The organism is Xanthomonas sp. LMG 12459, from assembly GCF_009192905.1.
GTDB lineage: Bacteria > Pseudomonadota > Gammaproteobacteria > Xanthomonadales > Xanthomonadaceae > Xanthomonas_A > Xanthomonas_A sontii.
This window is the reverse complement of record NZ_NSGT01000033.1, coordinates 63,204-85,022: the sequence shown is the minus strand read 5'-3', so window position 1 is coordinate 85,022 and position 21,819 is coordinate 63,204. Positions and strand designations below refer to the sequence as shown.

The following is a 21,819-nucleotide window of genomic DNA, read 5'->3' as shown; positions in this document are numbered from 1 at the left end:
ACCATGAGCGCCCGCTGCCTCCGTCGTGCCAACGCATGCGCTACCGCTGGATCCTGTTCGACGCTGACGACACCCTGTTTCACTTCGATGCCTTCGCCGGCCTGCAGCGCATGTTCGCCGGCTACGGCGTGCAGTTCGGCGAAGCCGAGTTCGCCGAGTACACGGCGTGCAACCGGCCGCTGTGGGTGCAGTACCAGAACGGCGCGATCACCGCGCTGCAATTGCAGCAGCGCCGTTTCGCCGACTGGGCGCAGCGCCTGCAGACCGCGCCGGAGGCCTTGAACACGGCGTTCCTGGCGGCGATGGCCGAGCTGTGTGCGCCGCTGGACGGAGCGGTGGACCTGCTCGACGCCTTGCGTGGGCGCGCGCGCCTGGGCCTGGTCACCAACGGCTTCGGCGCGCTGCAGAACGCGCGCCTGCAGCGTACCGGGCTGCACGACCGCTTCGAAGTCATCGCCATTTCCGAGGTGGTGGGCGTGGCCAAGCCGCACCCGGGGATCTTCGCGCACGCGCTGGCGCAGCTCGGCGACCCACCGCCGGCGCAGGTGCTGATGGTCGGCGACAACCCGCAGGCGGACATCGCCGGCGGCCTGGCCGCGGGCCTGCACACCTGTTGGTTCAATGCGCACGGCGCCGCCGCGCCGGAGGGCGTCGTGCCGCACCACCAGGTCGCCTCGCTGGCGCAATTGCAGGCGTGGTTGCTGGAAGAGCCGGCGGCGCTGTAGCGCATCTGCTCGCGTGCCTGGCGCCATCGGGTCGGAACTGAAGTCCCTCCCACAGGTGGAAACTTCAGTTCGCGACGATGCCGGCGCGCCCCTTGTGGGAGGGACTTCAGTCCCGACCCCGGAAGGGTGGGGGTTGCCGGTCCCGAGACGGGATGCCGCATCATCTCGCCCGGTCGCTGCTGCTCTCTTGTGGGAGGGACTTCAGTCCCGACGCGACCGACTGTCGGATCCGAGATCGCGGCGGCATGCTGCCCATCCACATGGGCACGCAAGACAGCCGCGACCGCCGTCGTATAGTGCGCCCATGCCGACCTCCGTTGCCGATGCCGCTTCCACCGACACGCCACTGGCCGCCTTGCCAGTCACCCTGCAGCGTCTGCGCGCGGCCTGGCAGGCGGCCAAGCCGGAGCGGGCGCAGCGCCGCGAGGACCTGCTGCGGCTGCGCGCGGCGCTGAAGCGGCGGTTGCCGGAGATGGCCGATGCCATCGCCGCCGATTTCGGCCACCGCTCGCGCCACGAATCGCTGATCGCCGACGGCATGACCGTGCTTGGCGAGATCGATCATCTGCTGCGTCATCTGAAGCGCTGGATGCGCCCGCAGCGGGTCGGCGCCGGCTGGCGGCTGTGGCCGGCGCGTGCGGAAGTGCGGCCGGTGCCGGTCGGCGTGGTCGGGGTGATCGCGCCGTGGAACTACCCGGTCAACCTGGCGCTGATCCCGCTGGCCACCGCGATCGCCGCCGGCAACCACGTCTACCTGAAACCCTCCGAGCACACCCCGCGCAGCGCGCAGTTCCTGCAGTCGCTGCTGGCCGAGGTGTTCCCGCCGCAGCGGGTGGCGGTGGCACTGGGCGGTGCCGAGGTGGCGTCCGCCTTCGCGGCGCTGCCGCTGGATCACCTGGTGTTCACCGGCTCCACCGCGGTCGGGCGCAAGGTGATGGCCGCCGCCGCCCCCAATCTGACCCCGCTGACCCTGGAACTGGGCGGCAAGTCGCCGGCCATCGTCTGCGCCGACTACCCGCTGGAACAGGCCGCCGCGCGCCTGGCCACCGGCAAGTGGTTCAACGCCGGGCAGACCTGCATCGCCCCGGACTACGTGCTGATCGACGCCGGCCGCGAGGCGGCGCTGGTGCAGGCGCTGCGTGCGCAGGTGCTGGCGCGCTACGGTGATTTCGCCAGCGCCGAGGACTACACCCGCATCGTCAACGAGGGCCAGTATCGGCGCCTGCGCGGCTACCTGGACGATGCCCGCGCGCGCGGCCTGGAGGTCATCGAACTGGCCACGGTGGCGCGCGAGCGTGCCGAGCGCGAGCGGCTGATCGTGCCCACGCTGGTACTGCAGCCGGGCGACGACGCGCTGCTGATGCAAGAGGAGATCTTCGGCCCGATCCTGCCGGTGCGCAGCTACCGCTCCCTGGACGCGGCCATCGCCGAGATCAACAGCCGCGACCGGCCGCTGGCGCTGTATCCCTTCAGCCATGACCGCGCGCGGATCGAGACGATCCTGCATGCCACCATCGCCGGCGGGGTCACCGTCAACGACAGCCTGCTGCATTTCGCCGCCAACGCGCTGCCGTTCGGCGGCATCGGCCCCAGCGGCATGGGCGCCTACCACGGCCGCGCCGGCTTCGACGCCTTCAGCAAGGCGCTGCCGATCCTGTGGCAGTCGCGCCGCGCCGGCAGCGACCTGCTGAAGCCGCCGTACGCGCGGATCGCGCGCATACTCTCGTTCCTGGTGCGGTGAGCGGGGCATAGCCGACGTCCAGATGCGGGTGCATGGCGTGGCGATAGGGCACCTGCGTGCAGGCGCGGCTTCAGCCGCGAAGAAGCATTACCGGTAGAGCGTCGCGGCTGAAGCCGCTCCTGCAAGGCCTGCCTCGGCCGCGACCGGCGAAGCCTCCGATGCGGCGCCACGCCCCGTGGCCTCGCACGCGCGATCCACCCCTGGGCCGTGTCCGCAGCCCCGTCACCGGGAAGCAGTGCGACCCGCACTGTCCAAAATCGCGGCGCAGTCCACAGTCCAGGACGGGGTCGCACCCTGGAAATAAATAATTCACAGTAAGTTATTAGGTTCTCGCCCGACGCCGCCGCCGATCACGGCGGCTCAGGCTCCTGCGCGAGACGTCCGTGCGGAGCGCAACACACGAGATGCCGCCATGCGTCGACCTGACCGGCGCTCGTCCCCCGTGTCTCCCCTTTCCCTCAGAACCGGACGCAGCCCAATGAAGATCGCATTCGTTCCCTCGCCCCTGGCGCGCGCCTGCCGCGTGCTCGCCGCCCTGACGGTGCTGGCCGTCGTGCCGCAGCTGGCCATGGCCAACTGCAACGACACCGTCGGCACCAAGATGAGCAACATCCTGTTCGGCGACAGCAGCGGCGACACCGTCGTGCTGGCCCACCGCGGTCTGTGGGGCAAGTACGGCAACTTCCCCGACATGCCGGAAAACTCGCGCGGTGCGCTGCAGCTCGCCAACGACCAGTGCATGGACGGCGTGGAACTGGACATCAAGATGACCAGCGACGGCGTGCCGGTGGTGCTGCACGACTGGAACCTCGGTCGCACCACCAACGTGTGGACCAGCCGTGCCGGCGAAACCAAGTACGACCCGATGAGCAACCAGGGCTACAACCCGTCGATCACCGTGACCCCGTGGTCGGTGGTCAGCGGCCTGTTCCTGCTGACCCCCGACCGCCGCACCACCACCGGCTACCACGTGCCGCGCGTGGATGACTTGTTCTCCTACTTCAAGGCGCATGGCCTGAAGACGCCCATCGTGTTCGACATCAAGGACGCCGCCTCGGTGCGTGCGGTGTCGCGCGCGGCCGATGCCGCGTTCTCGGTGGGTGCGTCCAACTTCGTCGCGGCCAAGGTCAATGCCACCCTGTATCCGAGCCGCTCGGCGTTCCGCGCCGACACCACCAGCATGGTCGGCATTCCGGTGTTCACCACCAACATGCTGACCAAGATCAATGTCGACAACGCCATATCGGCCTGGAGCGATACCAAGGAGGCGATGGAGATCAACGTCAAGCAGCTCGGTGGCCTGCTGCAGGGCCAGGCCGACCGCGTGCGCGAGCGCGGCGTGCGCGTGGGCGTGTTCCAGGCGATTCCGGACAGCCCGCTGGCCGGGAAGTTTTACCAGAACAGCGGCGCCTGCTGCTATCAGCTGTCGGACCTGTACTTCTCCTACTCCGGCGGCCGCGACACCGCCGACAACCGTGGCGATCTCAACTTCATCGTCAACCAGGAGGCGTTCAGCCTGATCACCACCGACGACCCGAAGGCGGCGATCGCGTACCTGAAGGCACGCGGCAAGCACGACTGAGTCCTTGCATGTCCTGGCGGCCGGCCTGCGGCCGGCCGCCTTTTGCGGCTGCGGCGCTTCGGCGTCGCGCGCCGCCCTCACCTGGAGAAGCGCATGTCCCTGTCTTTCGCCAAATCCGCCGTGGCCAGGTCCATCACCCTGGCCACCTGCGCGCTGGCCGCGTTCGCCGCCCTGGCCGCGCCGGCCGCCGAGCCCGCCACCGCTGACCCGGTGGTACTGCGCGTCGGCCCGCAGCAGTTCACTGCCAGCGAGTACCGCGCCCTGGCCGGCGACGCCACGCGCGGCGCTGCCGGCATCGACGACGACTCGGTGGTGCGCCGTTTCGCCGACCGCGCGATCCTGCTCGACCAGGCCCGGCAGCAGCACCTGCAGGACGACCCGGTGGTGGCCGCGCGCCTGCGCCGCGCCGCCGACGCGATCCTGGCCGAGGCCGCGCAGGCACGGCTCAGCGCCGACGCGCACATCGACGAGGCGATGCTGCGCCGGCAGTTCGCCGCGCATCCGGACGACTACACCGAATACCACCTGCGCCATCTGTTCGTGGCCCTGCATCCGCAGGGCGGGCCGCGCAGCGGGCACACCCTGACCGAGGCGCAGGCTCTGCAGCGCGCCGAAGCGCTCAAGCGCCAGCTCGACGGCGGCGCCGATTTCGCCACGCTGGCGATGCGCGAGTCCGACGACACCGCCACCGCCGGCGAGGGTGGGCAGTTGTCGCCGACCTTCGGCCGCTACCTGGCCGACGCGTTCGACGCGCCGATCCGCCAGCTCGCGGTGGAACAGGTCTCCGCGCCAGTGCGCGGCCCCGACGGCTACCACCTGATCCGGCTCGATGCGAAGACCGCGGCGCGCTTCGACGCGGTGCGCGGGCAGATCGACCTGCAACTGCGCGAGCAGGCGGCGGCCGACGCCATGCAGCGCCTGCGCCAGGCGCAGCCGATGGCGTTCGACCGCGACGCCTACACCGCCGCGGCGCGCTGAGCATGGCGGCGATGCGGCGCCCGCTGTGTTGGTTCGCCGGCGCGGTGGTCGTGGGAATGGTCGCGCTCGCGGCGAAGCTGATGCCGCCGACGGCCGCACCCGCCGTTGCCGCGAACAAGGTGCAGGCACCGGCGCTACCGCGCTCGGCAGCACCGTCGCCGTTGGCGGTGTCCGCGACCACGCCGCCCGATGCGGCGCTGGCGGCCGGCGCCAGCGAGGCGCAGCGTCTGACCGACACCGCGCTGTTGGCGCTGGATTGCCGGCAACGCGCGCAAGCGCCGCCGTCCCGCCCGGCGGTGCTGCCGGGCGCAGACGCCGAGGACGCCGCGGCCGCCGCGGCACGCCGGACGGCCGAACGGCAACGTCTCGCGGCCTGTCGCGGCGTTGCCGGACTCGGTGCCGCGCAGATCGAGGCGATGCTGCGCAGTGCGGCCGCGCGCGGCGATGCCGATGCGCAACGCCAGTTGCTGGCGCAGCGCGTGGCGCAGTTGGTCGCGCGCGCCGGCAGCGTCGACGCGGAAGGGCAACGCGCTCCGCTGTCGGCCGCCGACGAGCGCGATGCCGAGGACGTGGTGACGCAACTGGAAGACCGCGCGCTGCACGGCGACCGCGCCTCGATCGACGCGTTGGCGCAGTTGCTGCGCGCGCCCTGGCTGGCGGTGGCCGATCCGCCGTACGCCGCAGCCTGGCAACTGGCCGCGCGGCAGGCGCCGGAGCGACCGTTCCCGCCGCCGGAACAGGCGCTCGGTGCCGACGAACTACTCGACGGCTTGAACGAGGCGCAGCGCCAGCAGGCGCTGAGCCTGGCGCCGGCGCTGTTCGCGCAGTGCTGCGCGCGGCGCTGAACGGGCTGGTGCCCGCGGTTTGGCCGCCGCGGCGGCTGCGGTCAGAATAGCGGCCGGCTTCCCCGTCCCGGATTTCCCTTGAAGATCGCCAGCTGGAACGTCAACTCGCTCAACGTGCGCCTGCCGCACCTGCAACAGTGGCTGGCCGCGTTCGCGCCGGACGTGGTCGGGATCCAGGAGACCAAGCTGGAGGACCACAAGTTTCCCGACACGGTGCTGGCCGAGGCCGGCTACCGCAGCGTGTTCGCCGGGCAGAAGACCTACAACGGCGTGGCGATCCTGTCGCGCCTGCCGATCGGCGACGTGCAGATCGGCGTGCCGGGCCTGGAGGACGAGCAGAAGCGCGCCATCGCCGCCACCATCGGCGACCTGCGCATCGTCAATCTGTACGTGGTCAACGGCCAGGACGTGGGCACCGACAAGTACGCCTACAAGCTGCGCTGGCTGGAGGCGGTGCACGCCTGGCTGGCCGACGAGCTGCAGCGGCATCCGCGGCTGGTGGTGCTGGGCGACTTCAACATCGCCCCGGATGCGCGCGACGTGCACGACCCGCTGGTGTGGAGCGACAACCACATCCTCACTTCCACCGCCGAGCGCGGCGCCCTGCACAAGCTGCTCGGCCTGGGCCTGCACGACGGCTTCCGCCTGCACCATGCCGACGGTGGCATCTTCAGCTGGTGGGACTACCGCCAGGCCGGCTTCCGCCGCGACCTGGGGCTGCGCATCGACCTGACCCTGGTGTCCGAGGCGCTGAAGGCGCGCACCCGCGGTGCCGGCATCGACCGCGAACCGCGCAGCTGGGACCGTCCCAGCGATCACGCGCCGGCCTGGGTCGAGCTGGAGCCGGCGGCATGAGCGAGCGCCACGTGCGCCGCTGCATCGACAAGGTCGGCGATACCGCGATCGCGCCGCTGCACCGGCTCAGCTGCCACTGCGGTGCGGTGCAGATCGACCTGGAGCTGCCGCAGGGCATCGTCGACCCGCGCCGCTGCAACTGCTCGCTGTGCCGGCGCCGCGGCGCCATCGTCGCCTCGGTGCCGCTGGCGGCCCTGCATGTCCGCCAGGGCGAGCAGGCGCTGCGCCTGTACCAGTTCCACACGCATACCGCGCAGCATTATTTCTGCGGCACCTGCGGGATCTATACGCATCATCGGCGCCGCTCCGATCCCAGCCTGTACGGCTACAACGTCGGCTGCCTGGAGGGCGTGGACCCGTATGCGCTGGCCATCGCGGTGCCGATCGAGGACGGCGTGCGCCATCCGACCGACCGCGCTACGCCGTGAGCGCGGCCGCAAATGCAAAACGCCCGGCGAACCGGGCGTTTGCGCAAGCGGCGAGGGCGCTGTGTCAGCGCGCGCGGCCGCGGGTGAACAGGTTGACGATCGCCAGCAGGATGATGGCGCCGATCAACGAGTACAGGAACGTCCACAGGGTGATCGCCTGGTTGATGCCGCCGCCGAACAGCCAGCCGGCGATCAGCGCGCCGACGATGCCGACCACGATGTTCAGGATGATGCCCTGCTGTGCGTCACGGCGCATGATGATACTGGCCAGCCAGCCCACGATGCCGCCGACGATCAACCAGATGATGATGCCCATGCGTCAGACTCCTCGGTTCGGCCCGCACCAGGAGCGGTGGGGTGCGCGTCATTTAAGGAGCGCCGCCGTGAAGCGGCCGTATAGCGTCGGCCCCACCGCGCAGCGGCCATTGCGCTTTGTGGGCGTGGCGTGAGCGCGCCGACGCCGCCCGTGGCCGGCGGCGCCGAGCCGCCGGACTGGCGCCTCGGCCCGGTGGCGCTGTGGCTGCGCCCGCATCCGCCGCGGACCTCCGGCGAGGCGCAGGCGCGGCGCCTGCTGGCCGGCGAACTGGCGGTGCCGGCGGCGCAATTGCCGCTGCGCCGCGACGCCCGCGGCCGGCCCGGCCTGCATGCACCGCTGGCGCACGTGGACACCGGTTGGAGCCACAGCGGCGACTACCTGCTGGTGGCGGTGGCCGCGCACGCGCGGCTGGGCGTGGACATCGAGCGCCAGCGGCCGCGGCCGCGCCTGCTGGAACTGGCGCAGCGCTTCTTCCACCCGGACGAGGTCGCGCTGCTGGCCGCGCTGGCGATGCCGGCGCGCGAGGCGCTGTTCTTCCGCCTGTGGTGCGCCAAGGAAGCGCTGCTCAAGGCGCATGGCCACGGCATCGCCTTCGGCCTGCACCGGCTGCGCTTCGCCGAGGACGCCGGCGGCGCGCTGCGCCTGGTCTGGTGCGACCCGGGCCTGGGCACGGCTGAGGCCTGGCACCTGCACGAATGGGAGGCCGCGCCCGGCTACCGGGCGGCGCTGGCCTGGTGGCCAGGGCTGCCATAGGTTCCATGCCTCTGGATCGTGTTGCAGCCCTGTGATTCCGATGTCGGCCTCGTTGGCTGGGCAGGTCGTGCTTTGGCGCAATTTGATGTAAAAAGATATACGTTTTTTATAGGAAAGCGCGATGAAGCTCCCAGTACCGCCCCCAGACCGCTGGCGTCTTCTTGCTGATGAACCTGAACGCATGATGAGGGTGTTCAGGTCGAAGATCGGCCCCGAGGTGGCTGGAAGCTACGAACACTGGGACAAACTCAGGCATAGAGTCGCGCCAGACGGCCTCACCACAGAAGAATGGTGGGCTGGCATCAAGTGGAGCCGTCAAGCGCTGGCGCGCGAACTTGATCTGGTGGACAAAGACGACGAGAACTTCGTCGTTTCCGTTACCGATTCGATGCAGCGCAGACTTCACTACATTGATCGCGAGGCGGCTGGGGCGATCAAAGGAATGGAGAGCAGCGGTGGACAGAATAGATTTCTGATCCGTTCGCTGATCGAGGAGGCCATGACTTCGTCCCAGCTTGAGGGAGCCGCTACCACCCGCGCGGTTGCAAAAGAGATGCTATCGACTGGCAGACTGCCGCGCGATCAGTCGGAGCGAATGATCTACAACAACTACCTCGCGATGAACATGATTCGCGACAGGGGGAAGCGGCCAATCACGCCCGAGGAGGTGCTGGAGCTGCATAGCATCCTGACGGACGGGACGCTGGAAAGCGCGGAATATTCTGGTCGATATCGTTCGGTGGGAGACAATGTCGTCATCTACGACCGAGGTTCCCCGCCGACGCTGCTGCATGTCCCGCCGCCTGCAATCCAAGTGGCGGACAGGATGAGACGGCTTTGCGCGTTCGCGAACGACACGGCGAGCGAAACCTTCATCCATCCTGTCGTGCGCGCCATCGCAATTCACTTCCAGATCGGCTACGACCATCCATTCGTTGATGGGAACGGACGAACGGCCAGGGCGCTCTTCTACTGGAGCATGATGAACTCCGGTTACTGGTTGACCGAATATCTGTCGATTTCGAGCGTGTTGAAGAAGTCGCCCGGGAAATACATGCGGGCTTATCTGTACACCGAGAGCGATGGCGCCGATCTGAGCTATTTCGTCTCGCAGCAGTTGGAAGCGATCGAGCAGTCCATCCAGGCGTTGCACACGTATATCGCGAAGAAGCAGCAGGAAGATCGGCTTGCGCGTCACGTGCTGCGCAAGGCGCATGTGGGCGACGCTGTGCTGAATCACAGGCAGCGCGCCTTGCTGGCCAATGCACTGAAGGATCCTGATCGGCCATACACCGTGGCCGGCCATCGGTCGGCGCACACGATCACCTATCCAACAGCGCTGGGCGACCTGAATTCCCTGGTCGCCGCGGGCCTGCTCTACAAGCAACGGGTCGGCAAGGCGTTCGAGTACTACCCGGTACCTGGCCTCGCAGGGATGTTGGGAGCCTGACCGCCCCAGGCGGTGCTGAGCCTCTATGCGTTCCGGGGAAATGCCTCGGCCAGAGTGCGGCAGCGGCGCCACCTGCGATAATCCGCCGATGACCGATGCCTCTCTTCCCGATTCCGTCCGCGTCGCGCTCGCGCAGGGCCTGCACGCGCAAGGCCTGGACGCGGCTGCGCTGGCGCCGCCGCTGCTGGCCTATCTGGCGCTGCTGACGCGCTGGAACCGCACCTACAACCTGACCGCGATCCGCGACCCGCACGAGATGGTGACCCGCCATCTGCTGGATTCGCTGGCGATGCAGCCGTTCGCCCAGGAGGGCGCGCTGGCCGACCTGGGCACCGGCCCGGGACTGCCCGGCATTCCGCTGGCGATCGCGCGGCCGCAGCTGCGGGTGACCCTGGTCGAAAGCAACGGCAAGAAGGCGCGGTTCCTGCGCGAGGCGGTGCGCCAGCTGCGCCTGGAGAACGCGCGCGTGGCCGAGTCGCGCGCCGAGGCGCTGGACGAGGCCGGCGCCTACGACCTGCTGACCGCGCGCGCGCTGGACACCCTGGCCGGCATCGTCGCCGTCGGCGGCCACCTGCTGCGCCCGGGCGGGCGCCTGCTGGCGATGAAGGGCGTGCGCCCGGACGAGGAGATCGCCGCGCTGCCGCCGGGCTGGGTGGCGCCGACGGTGCACCCGCTGCAGGTCCCCGGCCTGGGCGCCGACCGCCACCTGGTGGTGGTCGAGCGCGGTTGAGCGGCGGCCGCGGCCGGCCCCGATTTCCGCCAGGGGGGGCTGTGACCGCATAATGCCCGGTCCCACCCCATCGCCGACGAGGCTCCCGCATGGCCCGCATCATCGCCATCGCCAACCAGAAGGGCGGCGTCGGCAAGACCACCACCGCGGTCAACCTGGCCGCGTCGCTGGCGCGGCAGTCGCAGCGCGTGCTGCTGGTGGACCTGGACTCGCAGGGCAATGCGACGATGGGCAGCGGCATCGACAAGCGCGAGCTGGCCGCCTCCACCTGCGACGTGCTGCTCGGCGAGAGCAGCGCCGAACAGATCCGGGTGACCGCGCCGGAAGGCTTCGACCTGCTGCCGGGCAATATCGATCTCACCGCCGCCGAGATCCAGCTGATGGACCAGCCGGCGCGCGAGCAGCGGCTGAAGACCGCGCTGGCGCCGCTGCGCGAAGCCTACGACTTCATCCTGATCGACTGCCCGCCGGCGCTGTCGCTGCTGACCCTGAACGCGCTGACCGCCGCCGACTCGGTGATCGTGCCGATGCAGTGCGAGTACTACGCGCTCGAGGGGCTGACCGCGCTGCTGGAGACCATCGAGGCGCTGCGCGCCGAGCTGAACCCGGCGCTGGAGATCGAAGGCGTGCTGCGCACCATGTTCGACGTGCGCAACAACCTGGCCAACGCGGTGTCGGCGGAACTGACCAACCACTTCGGCGACAAGGTGTTCCGCACCATCGTGCCGCGCAACGTGCGCCTGGCCGAGGCGCCCAGCCATGGCCAGAGCATCGTCGGCTACGACCGCACCTCGCGCGGCGGTGTCGCCTACCTGGGACTGGCCGGCGAGATCGTGCGCCGCCGCAACGAACGCAATCGGCCGATGCCGGCCATGGAGACCGTCTGATGAGTGCCAAGCCCCCCGCCCTCGGAGCGAAGAAGCGCGGCCTCGGCCGTGGCCTGGAAGCGCTGCTGGGGCCGAAGGGCGCGGCCGCGCCGGCGCCGACCGCCGAGCTGCAGCCGGGCGAGAGCCTGCGCCGCCTGCCGGTCGGGCAGCTACAGCCGGGCAAGTACCAGCCGCGCCAGGAGATGGACGAGGCCAAGCTGCAGGAGCTGGCCGAGTCGATCAAGGCACAGGGCGTGATCCAGCCGATCGTCGCCCGCGAACTGGCGCCGGGCAGCTTCGAGATCGTCGCCGGCGAACGCCGCTGGCGCGCCTCGCAGTTGGCTGGGCTGAGCGAAGTGCCGGTAGTGGTGCGCGAGCTGGACGACCGCACCGTCATCGCCATGGCGCTGATCGAGAACATCCAGCGCGAGGACCTCAATCCGCTGGAAGAGGCGCAGGCGCTGCAGCGGCTGATCGACGAGTTCTCGCTGACCCACGCCGAGGCCGCCGAGGCGGTGGGCCGCTCGCGCGCGTCGGTGTCCAACCTGCTGCGCCTGCTGGAACTGCCGCCGGCGATCCGCGCGCTGCTGGAGGCGCGGCGCCTGGAGATGGGCCATGCGCGCGCGCTACTGACGCTGTCGCCGGAGCTGGCCAGTCGCCTGGCCTCCGATGCCGCCGACCAGGGCTGGTCGGTGCGCGAGGTCGAGCATCGTGCGCAGCAGTTCGCCGCCGGCAAGGTGCCGAGCAATCGCAAGGCCAAGCCGGCGCGCACCGCCCCGCAGGCCGATATCGCCTCGCTGGAAACCGAGCTGTCCGAGTCGCTGGGGACCAAGGTGTCCATCGCCCATGGCCGCGGCGGCAAGGGCAAGCTGGTGATCCACTACACCGACCTGGACACGCTGGACGGCGTGCTCGAGAAACTGCGCCCGCGGCAGGCCTGAGCGCCGCCGCCGGCGTCCGCCAGGACCGCCTCCGCCATGCATCCCAGCAAGGTCGACCGCCACCACCTGCTGCGCCTGACCGACCTGCCCAACGTCGGGCCGGCCTGCGAGAAGGACCTGCGCCTGATCGGCATCCGCGTGCCGGCGCATCTGCAGGGCCGCGATCCCTACGACATGTACGCACAGCTGTGCCTGCGCACCGGGGTGATGCACGACCACTGCGTGATCGACGTGTTCCTGTCGATCGTGCGCTTCATGCAGGGCGAGACGCCGCGCCCGTGGTGGGAATTCAGCAAGGAGCGCAAGGCGGCGCTGGCCAAGGACGCGCCGCTGACCCTGCGCTGAGGCCGCGCGCCGCGGCGCTGGCCAGCAACCGGAGCATTGCATGAGCAACGAGGACACGCAGATCAGCCCGGGCGGCAGCCCGATCCTGCACCACCGCGAGGAAAAACCGTTCGCGCTGGCGAGCGGCGAGTCCTGCCTGGAGCAGATCGGCGCGCACATCGAATGCCACCTGGGGCCGGTCGCCGGCGTGCTGCACGAGATCATCTCCGACACCGTGCACCTGGATGTGCATGTGGTGCCCGCTACCGACGAGGTGCCGTATCTGCGGTTGGTGACCTCGGGGATGAGCGACCTGCCGATGGCTGTGCCCGAGGGCGTGGGGGCACCGCGCTTCATGGAGCTGATGCTGACCCTGCCGCCCGACTGGCCGATCACCCAGGACGATTTCCAGGATGAGCGCCATTACTGGCCGCTGCGCCTGCTCAAGACCCTGGCGCGGCTGCCGCACAAGTACGACACCTGGCTGGGCTTCGGCCACACCGTGCCCAACGGTCACCCGGCCGAACCGTACGCGCCCGGCATCGGCTTCGACGGGGCGATCGTGCTGCCGCCGGTGAGCACGCCCGAGGCGTTTGGGGAACTGGTCGTCGATGCCGACAAGACCATCGTGTTCATGACCCTGGTGCCGCTGTATCCGGAAGAAATGGCGCTCAAGCTGAAGAAGGGCGCCGAGGCGCTGATGGACCGCTTCGACGCCAAGGGCCTGCAGGACGTGATCGATCCCGCCCGGCCCAATGTCGCCCGCAAGCGCTTCGGGCTGTTCTGACCTGCCGTTCCGATCCACACACCGCGCACGCTGTTCCACGCTTTCCAGGACTTTCGCCATGCCCATCCTCGTCACCGGCGCCGCCGGCTTCATCGGTGCCCACACCGTCCGTGCGCTGCGCGCCGCCGGGCAACTGGTGGTGGGCCTGGACAACTACAACGACTACTACGACCCGCAGCTCAAGCGCGACCGCGTCGCCGCGCTGTGCGCGAACGCAGACATCCGCACCCTGGACCTGACCGACCGCGACGGCCTGGCCGCGCTGTTCGACGAGGTGCAGCCGACCCGCGTGGTGCACCTGGCCGCGCAGGCCGGGGTGCGCTATTCGCTGCAGAACCCCTACGCCTACGTCGACAGCAACCTGGTCGGTTTCGTCAACATGCTGGAGCTGTGCCGGCACCGCGGCGTGGAGCATCTGGTCTATGCCTCCAGCAGCTCGGTGTACGGCGATTCGGCGACGCCGCCGTTCTCCGAGGATCAGCGCATCGACCAGCCGCGCTCGCTGTACGCGGCGACCAAGGCCGCCAACGAGCTGATGGCCCATACCTACGCGCAGCTGTACGGCCTGCGCGCCACCGGGCTGCGCTTCTTCACCGTGTACGGCCCCTGGGGCCGTCCGGACATGGCGCCGCTGCTGTTCAGCCGCGCGGTGCTGGCCGGGCGCCCGATCGAGGTGTTCAACCACGGCCGCATGCGCCGCGACTTCACCTTCGTCGCCGACATCGTCGCCGGCGTGCTCGGCGCGCTCGATCACCCCTCCACCGAGGCGGTACCGCACCGCGTGTTCAACCTCGGCAACCACACCCCGGTGGAACTGGAGCGCTTCATCGCGGTGATCGAGGACGCCGCCGGGCGCAGCGCCGAGAAACAGTATCGGCCGATGCAGCCGGGCGACATGATCGAGACGATGGCCGATACTGCGCGGGCCCAGGCCGCGTTCGGCTTCGATCCGAGCACCCCGATCGAGGTCGGCCTGCCGCAGGTGGTGGCTTGGTGCCGGGAGTATTTCGGCGCCGCCGCCTGACGCTTCATGCGCGGATCCATTGGTCCGCGGCACAATGCCCCGCTTTTCCCCCACGCGCCCCCGCGCCCAGCCCTGCCGAATCCATGAGCCAGCTTTCCCTTTCCGTCGTCGTCCCGGTGTTCAACGAGCGCGACAACGTGCCGCCGCTGGTCGCCGAGATCGTCGCCGCGCTGCGCGGCACGATCGATTTCGAGATCGTCTATGTCGACGACCATTCGCGCGACGACACCCTGGCGGTGCTCGAAGGGCTGAAGGCGTCCACGCCGGAGCTGCGCGTGCTGCACCATGTCAGCCAGAGCGGGCAGAGCACCGCGGTGCGCAACGGCGTCAAGGCCGCGCGCGGGCTGTGGATCGCCACCCTGGACGGCGACGGCCAGAACGATCCGGCCGACATCCCCAAGCTGCTGGCCGCGCGCCAGGCAGCCGAGCCGCTGGTCAAGCTGTTCGCCGGCTGGCGGGTGTCGCGGCAGGATTCGGGCAGCAAGCGCTGGGCGTCCAAGTGGGCCAACGCGATTCGCGCGCGCATGCTGCGCGACGACACCCCGGACACCGGCTGCGGCATCAAGCTGTTCGAGCGCGAGGCATTCCTGGACCTGCCGTACTTCGACCACATGCACCGCTACCTGCCGGCGCTGATGCAGCGCGCCGGCTGGCAGACCCTGAGCGTGCCGGTCAATCACCGTCACCGCACCTCCGGCGTGTCCAAGTACAACAACCTCAACCGCGCCCTGGTCGGCATCCGCGACCTGCGCGGCGTGGCCTGGCTGATCGCGCGCAGCCGCCGCACCGCGGTGCAGGAGCGCTGAGATGGACGCGCATTTCCTCAACGAACCGATCCAGGCGCTGTACTGGACCGGGCTGCACGTCACCGGCTGGAAGCTGATCGGCTACGTCGGCGCGCTGATGTTCGGCGGCCGCTGGCTGGTGCAGTTCGTCGCCTCCAAGCGCGCCGGCAAGCCGGTGATCCCGCGCCTGTTCTGGTACATGAGCGTGGTCGGCAGCCTGATGACGCTGAGCTACTTCATGTTCTCGGCCAAGCAGGACTCGGTGGGTGTGCTGCAGAACCTGTTCCCCGCCTTCACCGCCTTCTACAGCCTGTACCTGGACATCAAGCACCGCGGCTGGCACCGCGACCGCGCCTCGCATTGAACGCGGCGCCGCTGCGCGCGATCGCAGGGGCGCATGATCGCAGGCGGCGCCTAACACCCTCCGATCGCGACCCGCCACTGTGGGAGGGACTTCAGTCCCGACGCGCGCATCTTCCACACCTCAGTGGTTCTACCGTCATTGCCGCCGATGACGCCGAGGCTCCACATGTGGGAGGGACTTCAGTCCCGACGCGTGAATCTTCCAGGTCTCGGTAGTGCCGCCCTCTGCTTCACACAGCAGCGAGCACCGGCTTTCTGACACCACGCCTGTGAGTTTCCCCACGCCTGTACCGGTCGATTCCCGATGGTCCCGCATGATCCGCTCTGCAACCCTGGCGTCATGCACAGCAGAATTCCCCGAGATTACCGCGCGCTTCGTGCAGGACGCTGGAGCGAGACCGGACGCATCTATCTGGTCACCACAGTGACCTGGCAGCGCCAGCGCCTGTTCGAGGACTGGCGCTGCGCATGGGCAGCCGCGTCCTGCCTGGGCCATGCCGATACCTGGGCCGGCGCGCAGCTTCTGTGCTGGGTGCTGATGCCCGATCACTGGCATGGGCTGGTCATGCTCGAGCGCGGTGCTGCTCTGCCAACCGTCATGCGCGAGGCCAAGGGCCGCGCCGCGAGGTCAGCCAATCACGCGCGCGGCCGTGGCGGCGCGGTGTGGATGGAGGGGTTCCACGATCGCGCACTGCGCGATACGCGGCAGTTGCTGCCGGCCGCGCGCTACATCGTCGCCAACCCGTTGCGCGCAGGGCTGGTTCGCCGGGTCGGGGACTACCCGTACTGGGATGCGGTGTGGCTGTGTCCGGTCGCCACCGCGCCGTGCGCGGCATCATGCTCGGGTGCAGGTGCGACGGCGCGATGCCGCGCAGACCGACGTTGAGGCTTGCGGTCGCATGGTCGATGTCGGCACCAGCAGGCCTGCGACCGCTGCAATGGCTGCAGTTGCTGCTGGATGCTGTCGCAGGCGGAGCGACCGCGCGTCGGGACTGAAGTCCCTCCCACAATGGGACGCCATCCTGCGCAGCGGCAGCGGCAGCAGCCGCATCCAGCCAGAGCTACAGCTACAGCTATAGCTAGGCCAGCGATGCAGTTCCTGAGTTGCAGCCCGGTACAACCGCTGCGAGGTGCGTTTCCGTTCCCTGCATCGCCCCACACAGGACTTCCGGCCCACCCGCCAGGCCGGGCGGTGATGCGATCATCGACGATCCGTTCCCGTCGTGTGCCGTCCATGCCCATGCTCGCCAAGACCCCGCTGGCCATTTCCCTGCTGATCGCGTTCGCCGTGGCCACACCCGCACTGGCCGCACCGCCGGCGTCGACAGCGTCCAGTGCAACACCGGCCACGGCCAATGCCAGTGCCGCCGATGCGCGCTTCCAGGCCATCTACGAGAAGGAGTGGGCCTGGCGCCAGGCGCAGCTCGGCCAGGCCGACGAGGACAGCGACAGCAGTGGCGACAACCGCCATCTGCCCGACGTCGGCGCGGCGGCGCAGGCGGCGCGCCTGAAGGTGTGGGAGGACGTGCTGCGGCAGCTGGACACGCTCGATGCGACCCAGCTTTCGCCCGAGAACCAGGTCAACCTGGCGGTGTACCGGCCGCAGGTGGAGAACCTGGCCGCGTCGGTGCGCCTGCGCGCCTACGAGATGCCGTTCAATTCCGACAGCGCGTTCTGGTCGGACCTGGCGTTCATGGCCCGGCGCACGCTGCGCACGCCCGACGAGTACCGCGCCTACATCGCGCGGCTGGAGGACGTGCCGCGCTACTTCGCGCAGCAGACCGACAACATGCGCGCCGGGCTCAAGCGCGGCTTCAGCGTGCCGCGCGCGGTGCTCGACGGCCGCGATGGCGCCATCGCCACCGTGGCCGAACTGAAGGATCCGACCGCCGCGGTGCTGTACACGCCGTTCAAGCAGATGCCGGCGCAGATTCCCGCCGCCGAGCAGGCGCAACTGCGCGCGCAGGCGCAGGCGACGCTGCGCGACAAGGTGATCCCGGCCTACGCGCAGCTGCTGACCTTCTATCGCCAGGAGTACATGCCGCAGGCGCGCACCACGCTCGCCGCCGAAGCCCTGCCCGACGGCAAGGCCTACTACCGGCAGCAGATCCGCGAGTACACCACGCTGGACATGGACCCCGAGCAGATCCACCAGCTCGGCCTGCGCGAGGTGGCGCGGATCCAGAAGGAGATGGACGCGATCATCCAGCAGGTCGGCTTTCACGCGCCGGCCGGGCAGAAGACCTTCCCGGCGTTCCTGCAGTTCCTGCGCACCGATCCGCAGTTCTACGTGAAGACCCCGCAGGAACTGCTTGATCGCGCCGCGTGGATCGCCAAGCGCGTGGACGGCGAGGTCGGCAAGTTCATCGGCACGCTGCCGCGCGGGCGCTTCACCATCGTGCCGGTGCCGGCGGACATCGCCCCGTTCTGGACCGCCGGCCGTGGCGGCGTCGGCACCTACTGGCTCAACACCTACGACCTGCCGTCGCGGCCGCTCTACAACCTGCCGGCGCTGACCCTGCACGAGTCTTCGCCGGGCCATTCGCTGCAGGGCGCGCTGGCCGAGGAGCAGGGCGCACAGCCGGCGTTCCGCCGCGAGAACTACATCTCGGCCTACGGCGAGGGCTGGGCGCTGTACACCGAGAAGCTGGGCAAGGAGATGGGCATCTACGCCACGCCCTACGAGGACTTCGGCCGGCTCAGCTACGAGATGTGGCGCGCCTGCCGCCTGGTGATCGACACCGGCGTGCACCACAAGGGCTGGACCCGCGCGCAGGCGCAGGCCTACCTGCGCGAGCGCACCGCGCTCAGCGAGCACGAGGTCACCACCGAGGTCGATCGCTACATTTCCTGGCCGGGCCAGGCGCTGAGCTACAAGCTCGGCGAGCTGACCATCCTCGATTTGCGCGCCGAGGCCGAGCGCGAACTCGGCGCGGATTTCGACGTCAAGTCCTTCCACGACGCGGTGCTGCAGCAGGGCTCGGTGCCGCTGCCGGTGCTGCAGCAGCAGATCCGCGCCTACATCGCCGCACGCAAGAAGAAGGCCTGATCGCTGCCGCGCAGGCCGGCGCCGCTTCCCGCGAGAAGCGCGCCGGCCCGTGCCGGATCAGCCCGCCGCGCGCAGCCCGGCCACGCGTGCGGCAAACGTCGGCAACACCAGCAAGGTCAGCGCGGTGGCGGTGATCAGCCCGCCGATCACCACCGTCGCCAGCGGTTTCTGCACCTCCGCACCGGAGCCGCTGGCGATCGCCATCGGAATGAAGCCGACGATCGCGACCAGCGCGGTGGTCAACACCGCGCGGATGCGGCTGCCCGCGCCGTCGATCGCCGCCTGCAGCGGCAGGTCGCCGGCCTCCAGGCGCTCGCGGATCGCCTGCATCAGCACCAGGCCGTTCAAGGTGGCCACGCCGGAGACGGCGATGAAGCCCACCGCGGCCGACACCGAGAACGGCATGCCGCGCAGCAGCAGGGCGAGCAGACCGCCGACCAGCGCCAGCGGCACGCAACTGAACACCAGCACCGCTTCCTTGACGCTGCGCAGAGCCATGAACAGCAGGCCGCCGATCAGCAGGAACACTACCGGCACCACGGTCGCCAGCCGTCGCTCGGCACGCTGCAGGTTCTCGAACTGGCCGCCCCAGGTCAGGTAGGCCCCCGGCGGCAACGGCACGTCGGCCACCGCGGCCTGCGCCGCGCCGACGAAGCCGCCCAGGTCGCGGCCGCGCACGTTGGCCTGCACCACCACGCGGCGGCTGCCGTTGTCGCGGCTGATCTGGTTCGGCCCTTCGCTGATGGCGATGCGCGCCACCGACGACAGCGGGATCACCTGTCCGGTCGGCGTGGCGATCGGCAGCGCGGCCAGCTGGTCCGGATCGTTGCGCGCGGCATCGTCCATCCGCACCACCACGTCGAAGCGGCGGTCGCCCTCGAAGATCTTGCCGGCGGCGCGGCCGCCGATGCCGGTGGCCAGCGCGTCGCTCACATCCGCCGCGCTCAGCCCGACCTGCGCCGCCGCCGTGTGGTCGATGGTCACGTCGAGCGTGGGCAGGCCGGAGATCTGCTCCACCCGCACGTCGGCCGCGCCCTCCACCGCGCGCAGCGTCGATGCGATCTGCTCGGCCACCTTCTGCAACTGGCCGAAGTCGTCGCCGAAGATCATCACCGCCAGGTCGGTGCGCACGCCGGAGATCAGTTCGTTGAAGCGCAATTCGATCGGTTGGCTGAACTCGAAGCTGTTGCCGAGTTGCTGCCCCGCCAGCGCCTCCAGGCGGGCCACCAGCCGCTCCTTGTCCAGCGCCGGATCGGGCCAGTCCTTGCGCGGCTTGAGCACGATCACGCTGTCGGAGATGTTGGTCGGCATCGGGTCGATCGCCGCCTCGGCGGTACCGGTGCGCGAGAACACGGTCGCCACTTCCGGCTGCGTGGCGATGGCCTTCTCCAGCGCCAGTTGCATCGCCAGCGACTGTTCCAGCGAGGTGGACGGCACGCGCAGGGCCTGCATCGCCACATTGCCTTCGTCCAGCGTCGGCATGAACTCGCGGCCCAGCAGCGCGAACGCGCCGACGCCCGCCAGCAGCATCGCCACCGCACCGCCGGCGACCGTGCGCGGATGCGCGACGGCGGTGCGGATCACCGGTGCGATGCGCGTGCGCAGCGCGCGGAGCAGCCATGTTTCGTGCGCGCCCTCGGCCGCATGCGCCGCGTCGTCCTGCAGCGTCGGCTCGCGCACCAGCAGCGCGGCCATCGCCGGCACGAAGGTGAAGGAAAACAGGAACGCACCGACCAGGGCCAGCATGAAGGTCGCCGCCATCGGCTGGAACGTCTTGCCCTCCACCCCCTCCAGTGTGAGGATCGGCGCGAACACCAGCAGGATGATCAACTGGCCGAAGGCGGCCGGCCGCGCCATCTTGCGCGCCGCCTCGGCGGCCACGCCCAGGCGCTCGGCGGCGGTCAACCCGCGGCCAAGCGCGGCGCGGCGCTGGCCGAGCAACAGCAGGGTCGCTTCGATCACGATCACCGCGCCGTCCACCAGGATGCCGAAGTCCAGCGCACCCAGGCTCATCAGGTTGCCGCTGATGCCGAAGCGGTGCATGCCGATCACCGCGAACAGGAACGACAAGGGAATCACCAGCGCGGTGATCGCGGCCGCACGCAGGTTGCCCAGCAGCAGGAACAGGATCACCACCACCAGCAGCGCGCCCTCGGTGAGGTTCCTGGCTACCGTCTTGATGGTCGCGTTGACCAGCACGCTGCGGTCCAGCACCGGTGCCGCCACGATGTCCGGCGGCAGCGACGCGTTCACCTGCGCCAGCCGCGCGGCCGCGGCCTGCGCCACAGTGCGGCTGTTGCCGCCGGCGAGCATCAGCGCGGTCCCCAGCACCGCCTCGTGGCCGTTGCGGCTGGCCGCGCCCAGGCGCGGGGCGCGACCGGAGGCGACCTCGGCCACGTCGGCCACGCGCACCACGATGCCGTTGCGGATGGCCACCGGCGCCTGCGCCAGATCGTCGGCGCTCAGCGCCAGGCCGTCTGCGCGCACCACCAGGCCTTCGCCGGCGCGCTGCACGAAGCCGGCGCCGGCCTGCACGTTGGCGCGCTGCAGGGCGGTGACCAGGTCGGCCAGGCCCAGGCCGTGCGCGGCCAGCCTGGCAGTGTCCGGATGCACGCCGTATTCCTTGACGTAGCCGCCGACCGTATCGACGCCGGCCAGTCCCGGGCTGGAACGCATCTGCGGCGCGATGATCCAGTCCTGCACGGTGCGCAGATAGGTGGCGCGCTCCTGCGGCGTGCGCAGCAGTTCGCCGTCCGGCGTGCGGTAGACCTCACCGGCCTGCCAGCCCGCCGCGCCCGGCCGGGCCAGCCGGGACGGGTCGAACGCGGTGAAGTCCACCGTCCACATCAGCACCTCGCCCAGGCCGGTGGTGACCGGCGACAGCCGTGGCGTCACGCCGTCGGGCAACGCCTCGGCCGCCTCGCGCATGCGTTCGGCCACCTGCTGGCGCGCGAAGTAGAGGTCGGTCGCATCGGTGAAGATCGCGGTGACCTGCGAAAAGCCGTTGCGCGACAGCGAGCGGGTAGCGGTCAGGCCGGGAATGCCGGCCAGCGCGGTTTCCAGCGGGTAGGTCACCTGCCGCTCGATCTGCTCCGGGGTCAGGGCCGGCGCCACCGTGTTGAGTTGCACCTGGCGGTTGGTGATGTCCGGTACCGCGTCGATCGGCAGCCTGCCCAATTGGAACAGGCCCACGGCGGCGAGCAGCGCGGCCAGCGCCACCACCAGCCAGCGGTGGCGCACGGCGGTGTCGATGATCAGCTTGAACATGGTCGCCTCC

General features: G+C 69.9%; 21 protein-coding genes. 19 read left to right on the top strand and 2 right to left on the bottom strand.

Annotation, left to right across the window (positions count from 1 at the left end):
* The first annotated feature begins 35 nt into the window (after positions 1 to 35).
* From yjjG to CEK65_RS08850, 7 genes are all read left to right on the top strand, one after another.
* A complete protein-coding gene (yjjG, locus tag CEK65_RS08880) occupies positions 36 to 725 on the top strand; it encodes a pyrimidine 5'-nucleotidase (RefSeq protein WP_043093836.1) in 690 nt (229 codons plus the stop codon).
* A gap of 304 nt (positions 726 to 1,029) precedes the next feature.
* Complete coding sequence (locus CEK65_RS08875) at positions 1,030 to 2,466, top strand: coniferyl aldehyde dehydrogenase (protein WP_152181464.1); 1,437 nt, start codon at positions 1,030 to 1,032, stop codon at positions 2,464 to 2,466.
* A gap of 478 nt (positions 2,467 to 2,944) precedes the next feature.
* On the top strand, positions 2,945 to 4,048 hold the full coding sequence (locus tag CEK65_RS08870) for a glycerophosphodiester phosphodiesterase family protein (RefSeq protein ID WP_017908349.1): 1,104 nt from the start codon (positions 2,945 to 2,947) through the stop codon (positions 4,046 to 4,048).
* A gap of 93 nt (positions 4,049 to 4,141) precedes the next feature.
* Positions 4,142 to 5,026 (top strand): peptidylprolyl isomerase, encoded by an 885-nt coding sequence (locus CEK65_RS08865; RefSeq protein WP_152181463.1) that lies wholly within the window; start codon positions 4,142 to 4,144, stop codon positions 5,024 to 5,026.
* A gap of 11 nt (positions 5,027 to 5,037) precedes the next feature.
* Positions 5,038 to 5,871 carry a hypothetical protein gene (locus tag CEK65_RS08860; protein ID WP_152181462.1) on the top strand — a complete coding sequence of 278 codons (834 nt, stop codon included), beginning with the start codon at positions 5,038 to 5,040 and terminating at the stop codon, positions 5,869 to 5,871.
* Between the two features lie 78 nt (positions 5,872 to 5,949).
* Positions 5,950 to 6,726 carry an exodeoxyribonuclease III gene (gene xth, locus CEK65_RS08855; protein ID WP_017908996.1) on the top strand — a complete coding sequence of 259 codons (777 nt, stop codon included), beginning with the start codon at positions 5,950 to 5,952 and terminating at the stop codon, positions 6,724 to 6,726.
* Positions 6,723 to 7,154: a GFA family protein gene (locus CEK65_RS08850; RefSeq protein ID WP_152181461.1), complete on the top strand. Its 432-nt coding sequence runs from the start codon at positions 6,723 to 6,725 to the stop codon at positions 7,152 to 7,154. The genes xth and CEK65_RS08850 overlap by 4 nt, the downstream gene beginning before the upstream one ends.
* A gap of 64 nt (positions 7,155 to 7,218) precedes the next feature.
* Here the strand turns inward: CEK65_RS08850 and CEK65_RS08845 are convergent, their stop codons facing one another.
* Positions 7,219 to 7,470 carry a GlsB/YeaQ/YmgE family stress response membrane protein gene (locus tag CEK65_RS08845; RefSeq protein ID WP_017908994.1) on the bottom strand — a complete coding sequence of 84 codons (252 nt, stop codon included), beginning with the start codon at positions 7,468 to 7,470 and terminating at the stop codon, positions 7,219 to 7,221.
* A gap of 129 nt (positions 7,471 to 7,599) precedes the next feature.
* On the opposite strand from CEK65_RS08845, the gene CEK65_RS08840 reads away from it, so the two are divergent.
* The 12 genes from CEK65_RS08840 to CEK65_RS08785 all read left to right on the top strand — a co-directional run bounded on the left by CEK65_RS08840 (position 7,600) and on the right by CEK65_RS08785 (position 18,542).
* A complete protein-coding gene (locus CEK65_RS08840; RefSeq protein ID WP_152181460.1) occupies positions 7,600 to 8,223 on the top strand; it encodes a 4'-phosphopantetheinyl transferase superfamily protein in 624 nt (207 codons plus the stop codon).
* A 121-nt stretch (positions 8,224 to 8,344) separates the two neighbouring features.
* On the top strand, positions 8,345 to 9,673 hold the full coding sequence (locus CEK65_RS08835; RefSeq protein ID WP_226980525.1) for a Fic family protein: 1,329 nt from the start codon (positions 8,345 to 8,347) through the stop codon (positions 9,671 to 9,673).
* 88 nt (positions 9,674 to 9,761) lie between these two features.
* Positions 9,762 to 10,403: a 16S rRNA (guanine(527)-N(7))-methyltransferase RsmG gene (gene rsmG, locus CEK65_RS08830; RefSeq protein WP_152181459.1), complete on the top strand. Its 642-nt coding sequence runs from the start codon at positions 9,762 to 9,764 to the stop codon at positions 10,401 to 10,403.
* 89 nt (positions 10,404 to 10,492) lie between these two features.
* Positions 10,493 to 11,290, top strand: coding sequence for an AAA family ATPase (locus CEK65_RS08825; protein WP_017908741.1), 798 nt, complete (start codon positions 10,493 to 10,495; stop codon positions 11,288 to 11,290).
* Positions 11,290 to 12,210, top strand: coding sequence for a ParB/RepB/Spo0J family partition protein (locus tag CEK65_RS08820; RefSeq protein WP_017908742.1), 921 nt, complete (start codon positions 11,290 to 11,292; stop codon positions 12,208 to 12,210). Before CEK65_RS08825 ends, CEK65_RS08820 begins: the two co-directional genes overlap by 1 nt.
* A 36-nt stretch (positions 12,211 to 12,246) precedes the next feature.
* Positions 12,247 to 12,555, top strand: coding sequence for a helix-hairpin-helix domain-containing protein (locus CEK65_RS08815; protein WP_017917017.1), 309 nt, complete (start codon positions 12,247 to 12,249; stop codon positions 12,553 to 12,555).
* A 40-nt stretch (positions 12,556 to 12,595) separates the two neighbouring features.
* Positions 12,596 to 13,321: a suppressor of fused domain protein gene (locus tag CEK65_RS08810; protein WP_152181458.1), complete on the top strand. Its 726-nt coding sequence runs from the start codon at positions 12,596 to 12,598 to the stop codon at positions 13,319 to 13,321.
* Between the two features lie 58 nt (positions 13,322 to 13,379).
* The gene (locus CEK65_RS08805; RefSeq protein ID WP_152181457.1) at positions 13,380 to 14,345 is read left to right on the top strand and encodes an NAD-dependent epimerase/dehydratase family protein; all 966 of its coding nucleotides are present in this window, start codon (positions 13,380 to 13,382) and stop codon (positions 14,343 to 14,345) included.
* Positions 14,346 to 14,428: 83 nt separating this feature from the next.
* Positions 14,429 to 15,151 (top strand): glycosyltransferase family 2 protein, encoded by a 723-nt coding sequence (locus CEK65_RS08800; RefSeq protein ID WP_010342743.1) that lies wholly within the window; start codon positions 14,429 to 14,431, stop codon positions 15,149 to 15,151.
* 1 nt (position 15,152) lies between these two features.
* On the top strand, positions 15,153 to 15,494 hold the full coding sequence (locus tag CEK65_RS08795) for a lipid-A-disaccharide synthase N-terminal domain-containing protein (RefSeq protein ID WP_152181456.1): 342 nt from the start codon (positions 15,153 to 15,155) through the stop codon (positions 15,492 to 15,494).
* A gap of 303 nt (positions 15,495 to 15,797) precedes the next feature.
* Positions 15,798 to 16,379, top strand: coding sequence for a transposase (locus tag CEK65_RS08790; protein ID WP_226980524.1), 582 nt, complete (start codon positions 15,798 to 15,800; stop codon positions 16,377 to 16,379).
* 348 nt (positions 16,380 to 16,727) lie between these two features.
* Positions 16,728 to 18,542, top strand: a complete 1,815-nt coding sequence (locus tag CEK65_RS08785; RefSeq protein WP_193314735.1) for a DUF885 family protein — start codon at positions 16,728 to 16,730, stop codon at positions 18,540 to 18,542.
* Positions 18,543 to 18,599: 57 nt separating this feature from the next.
* Here CEK65_RS08785 and CEK65_RS08780 read toward each other — a convergent pair whose 3' ends face one another.
* On the bottom strand, positions 18,600 to 21,809 hold the full coding sequence (locus CEK65_RS08780) for a CusA/CzcA family heavy metal efflux RND transporter (RefSeq protein ID WP_152181455.1): 3,210 nt from the start codon (positions 21,807 to 21,809) through the stop codon (positions 18,600 to 18,602).
* Positions 21,810 to 21,819 lie beyond the last annotated feature (10 nt).

Coding starts and splice junctions, on each gene's coding strand:
- CEK65_RS08850 (WP_152181461.1), top strand. CDS start 6,723: ATGAGCGAGCGCCACGTGCGCCGCTGCATCGACAAGGTCGGCGATACC.
- rsmG (WP_152181459.1), top strand. CDS start 9,762: ATGACCGATGCCTCTCTTCCCGATTCCGTCCGCGTCGCGCTCGCGCAG.
- CEK65_RS08860 (WP_152181462.1), top strand. CDS start 5,038: ATGCGGCGCCCGCTGTGTTGGTTCGCCGGCGCGGTGGTCGTGGGAATG.
- CEK65_RS08795 (WP_152181456.1), top strand. CDS start 15,153: ATGGACGCGCATTTCCTCAACGAACCGATCCAGGCGCTGTACTGGACC.
- yjjG (WP_043093836.1), top strand. CDS start 36: ATGCGCTACCGCTGGATCCTGTTCGACGCTGACGACACCCTGTTTCAC.
- CEK65_RS08865 (WP_152181463.1), top strand. CDS start 4,142: ATGTCCCTGTCTTTCGCCAAATCCGCCGTGGCCAGGTCCATCACCCTG.
- CEK65_RS08820 (WP_017908742.1), top strand. CDS start 11,290: ATGAGTGCCAAGCCCCCCGCCCTCGGAGCGAAGAAGCGCGGCCTCGGC.
- CEK65_RS08835 (WP_226980525.1), top strand. CDS start 8,345: ATGAAGCTCCCAGTACCGCCCCCAGACCGCTGGCGTCTTCTTGCTGAT.
- CEK65_RS08875 (WP_152181464.1), top strand. CDS start 1,030: ATGCCGACCTCCGTTGCCGATGCCGCTTCCACCGACACGCCACTGGCC.
- CEK65_RS08815 (WP_017917017.1), top strand. CDS start 12,247: ATGCATCCCAGCAAGGTCGACCGCCACCACCTGCTGCGCCTGACCGAC.
- CEK65_RS08785 (WP_193314735.1), top strand. CDS start 16,728: ATGCCCATGCTCGCCAAGACCCCGCTGGCCATTTCCCTGCTGATCGCG.
- CEK65_RS08805 (WP_152181457.1), top strand. CDS start 13,380: ATGCCCATCCTCGTCACCGGCGCCGCCGGCTTCATCGGTGCCCACACC.
- CEK65_RS08790 (WP_226980524.1), top strand. CDS start 15,798: ATGGTCCCGCATGATCCGCTCTGCAACCCTGGCGTCATGCACAGCAGA.
- CEK65_RS08825 (WP_017908741.1), top strand. CDS start 10,493: ATGGCCCGCATCATCGCCATCGCCAACCAGAAGGGCGGCGTCGGCAAG.
- CEK65_RS08870 (WP_017908349.1), top strand. CDS start 2,945: ATGAAGATCGCATTCGTTCCCTCGCCCCTGGCGCGCGCCTGCCGCGTG.
- CEK65_RS08800 (WP_010342743.1), top strand. CDS start 14,429: ATGAGCCAGCTTTCCCTTTCCGTCGTCGTCCCGGTGTTCAACGAGCGC.
- CEK65_RS08810 (WP_152181458.1), top strand. CDS start 12,596: ATGAGCAACGAGGACACGCAGATCAGCCCGGGCGGCAGCCCGATCCTG.
- CEK65_RS08780 (WP_152181455.1), bottom strand. CDS start 21,809: ATGTTCAAGCTGATCATCGACACCGCCGTGCGCCACCGCTGGCTGGTG.
- CEK65_RS08845 (WP_017908994.1), bottom strand. CDS start 7,470: ATGGGCATCATCATCTGGTTGATCGTCGGCGGCATCGTGGGCTGGCTG.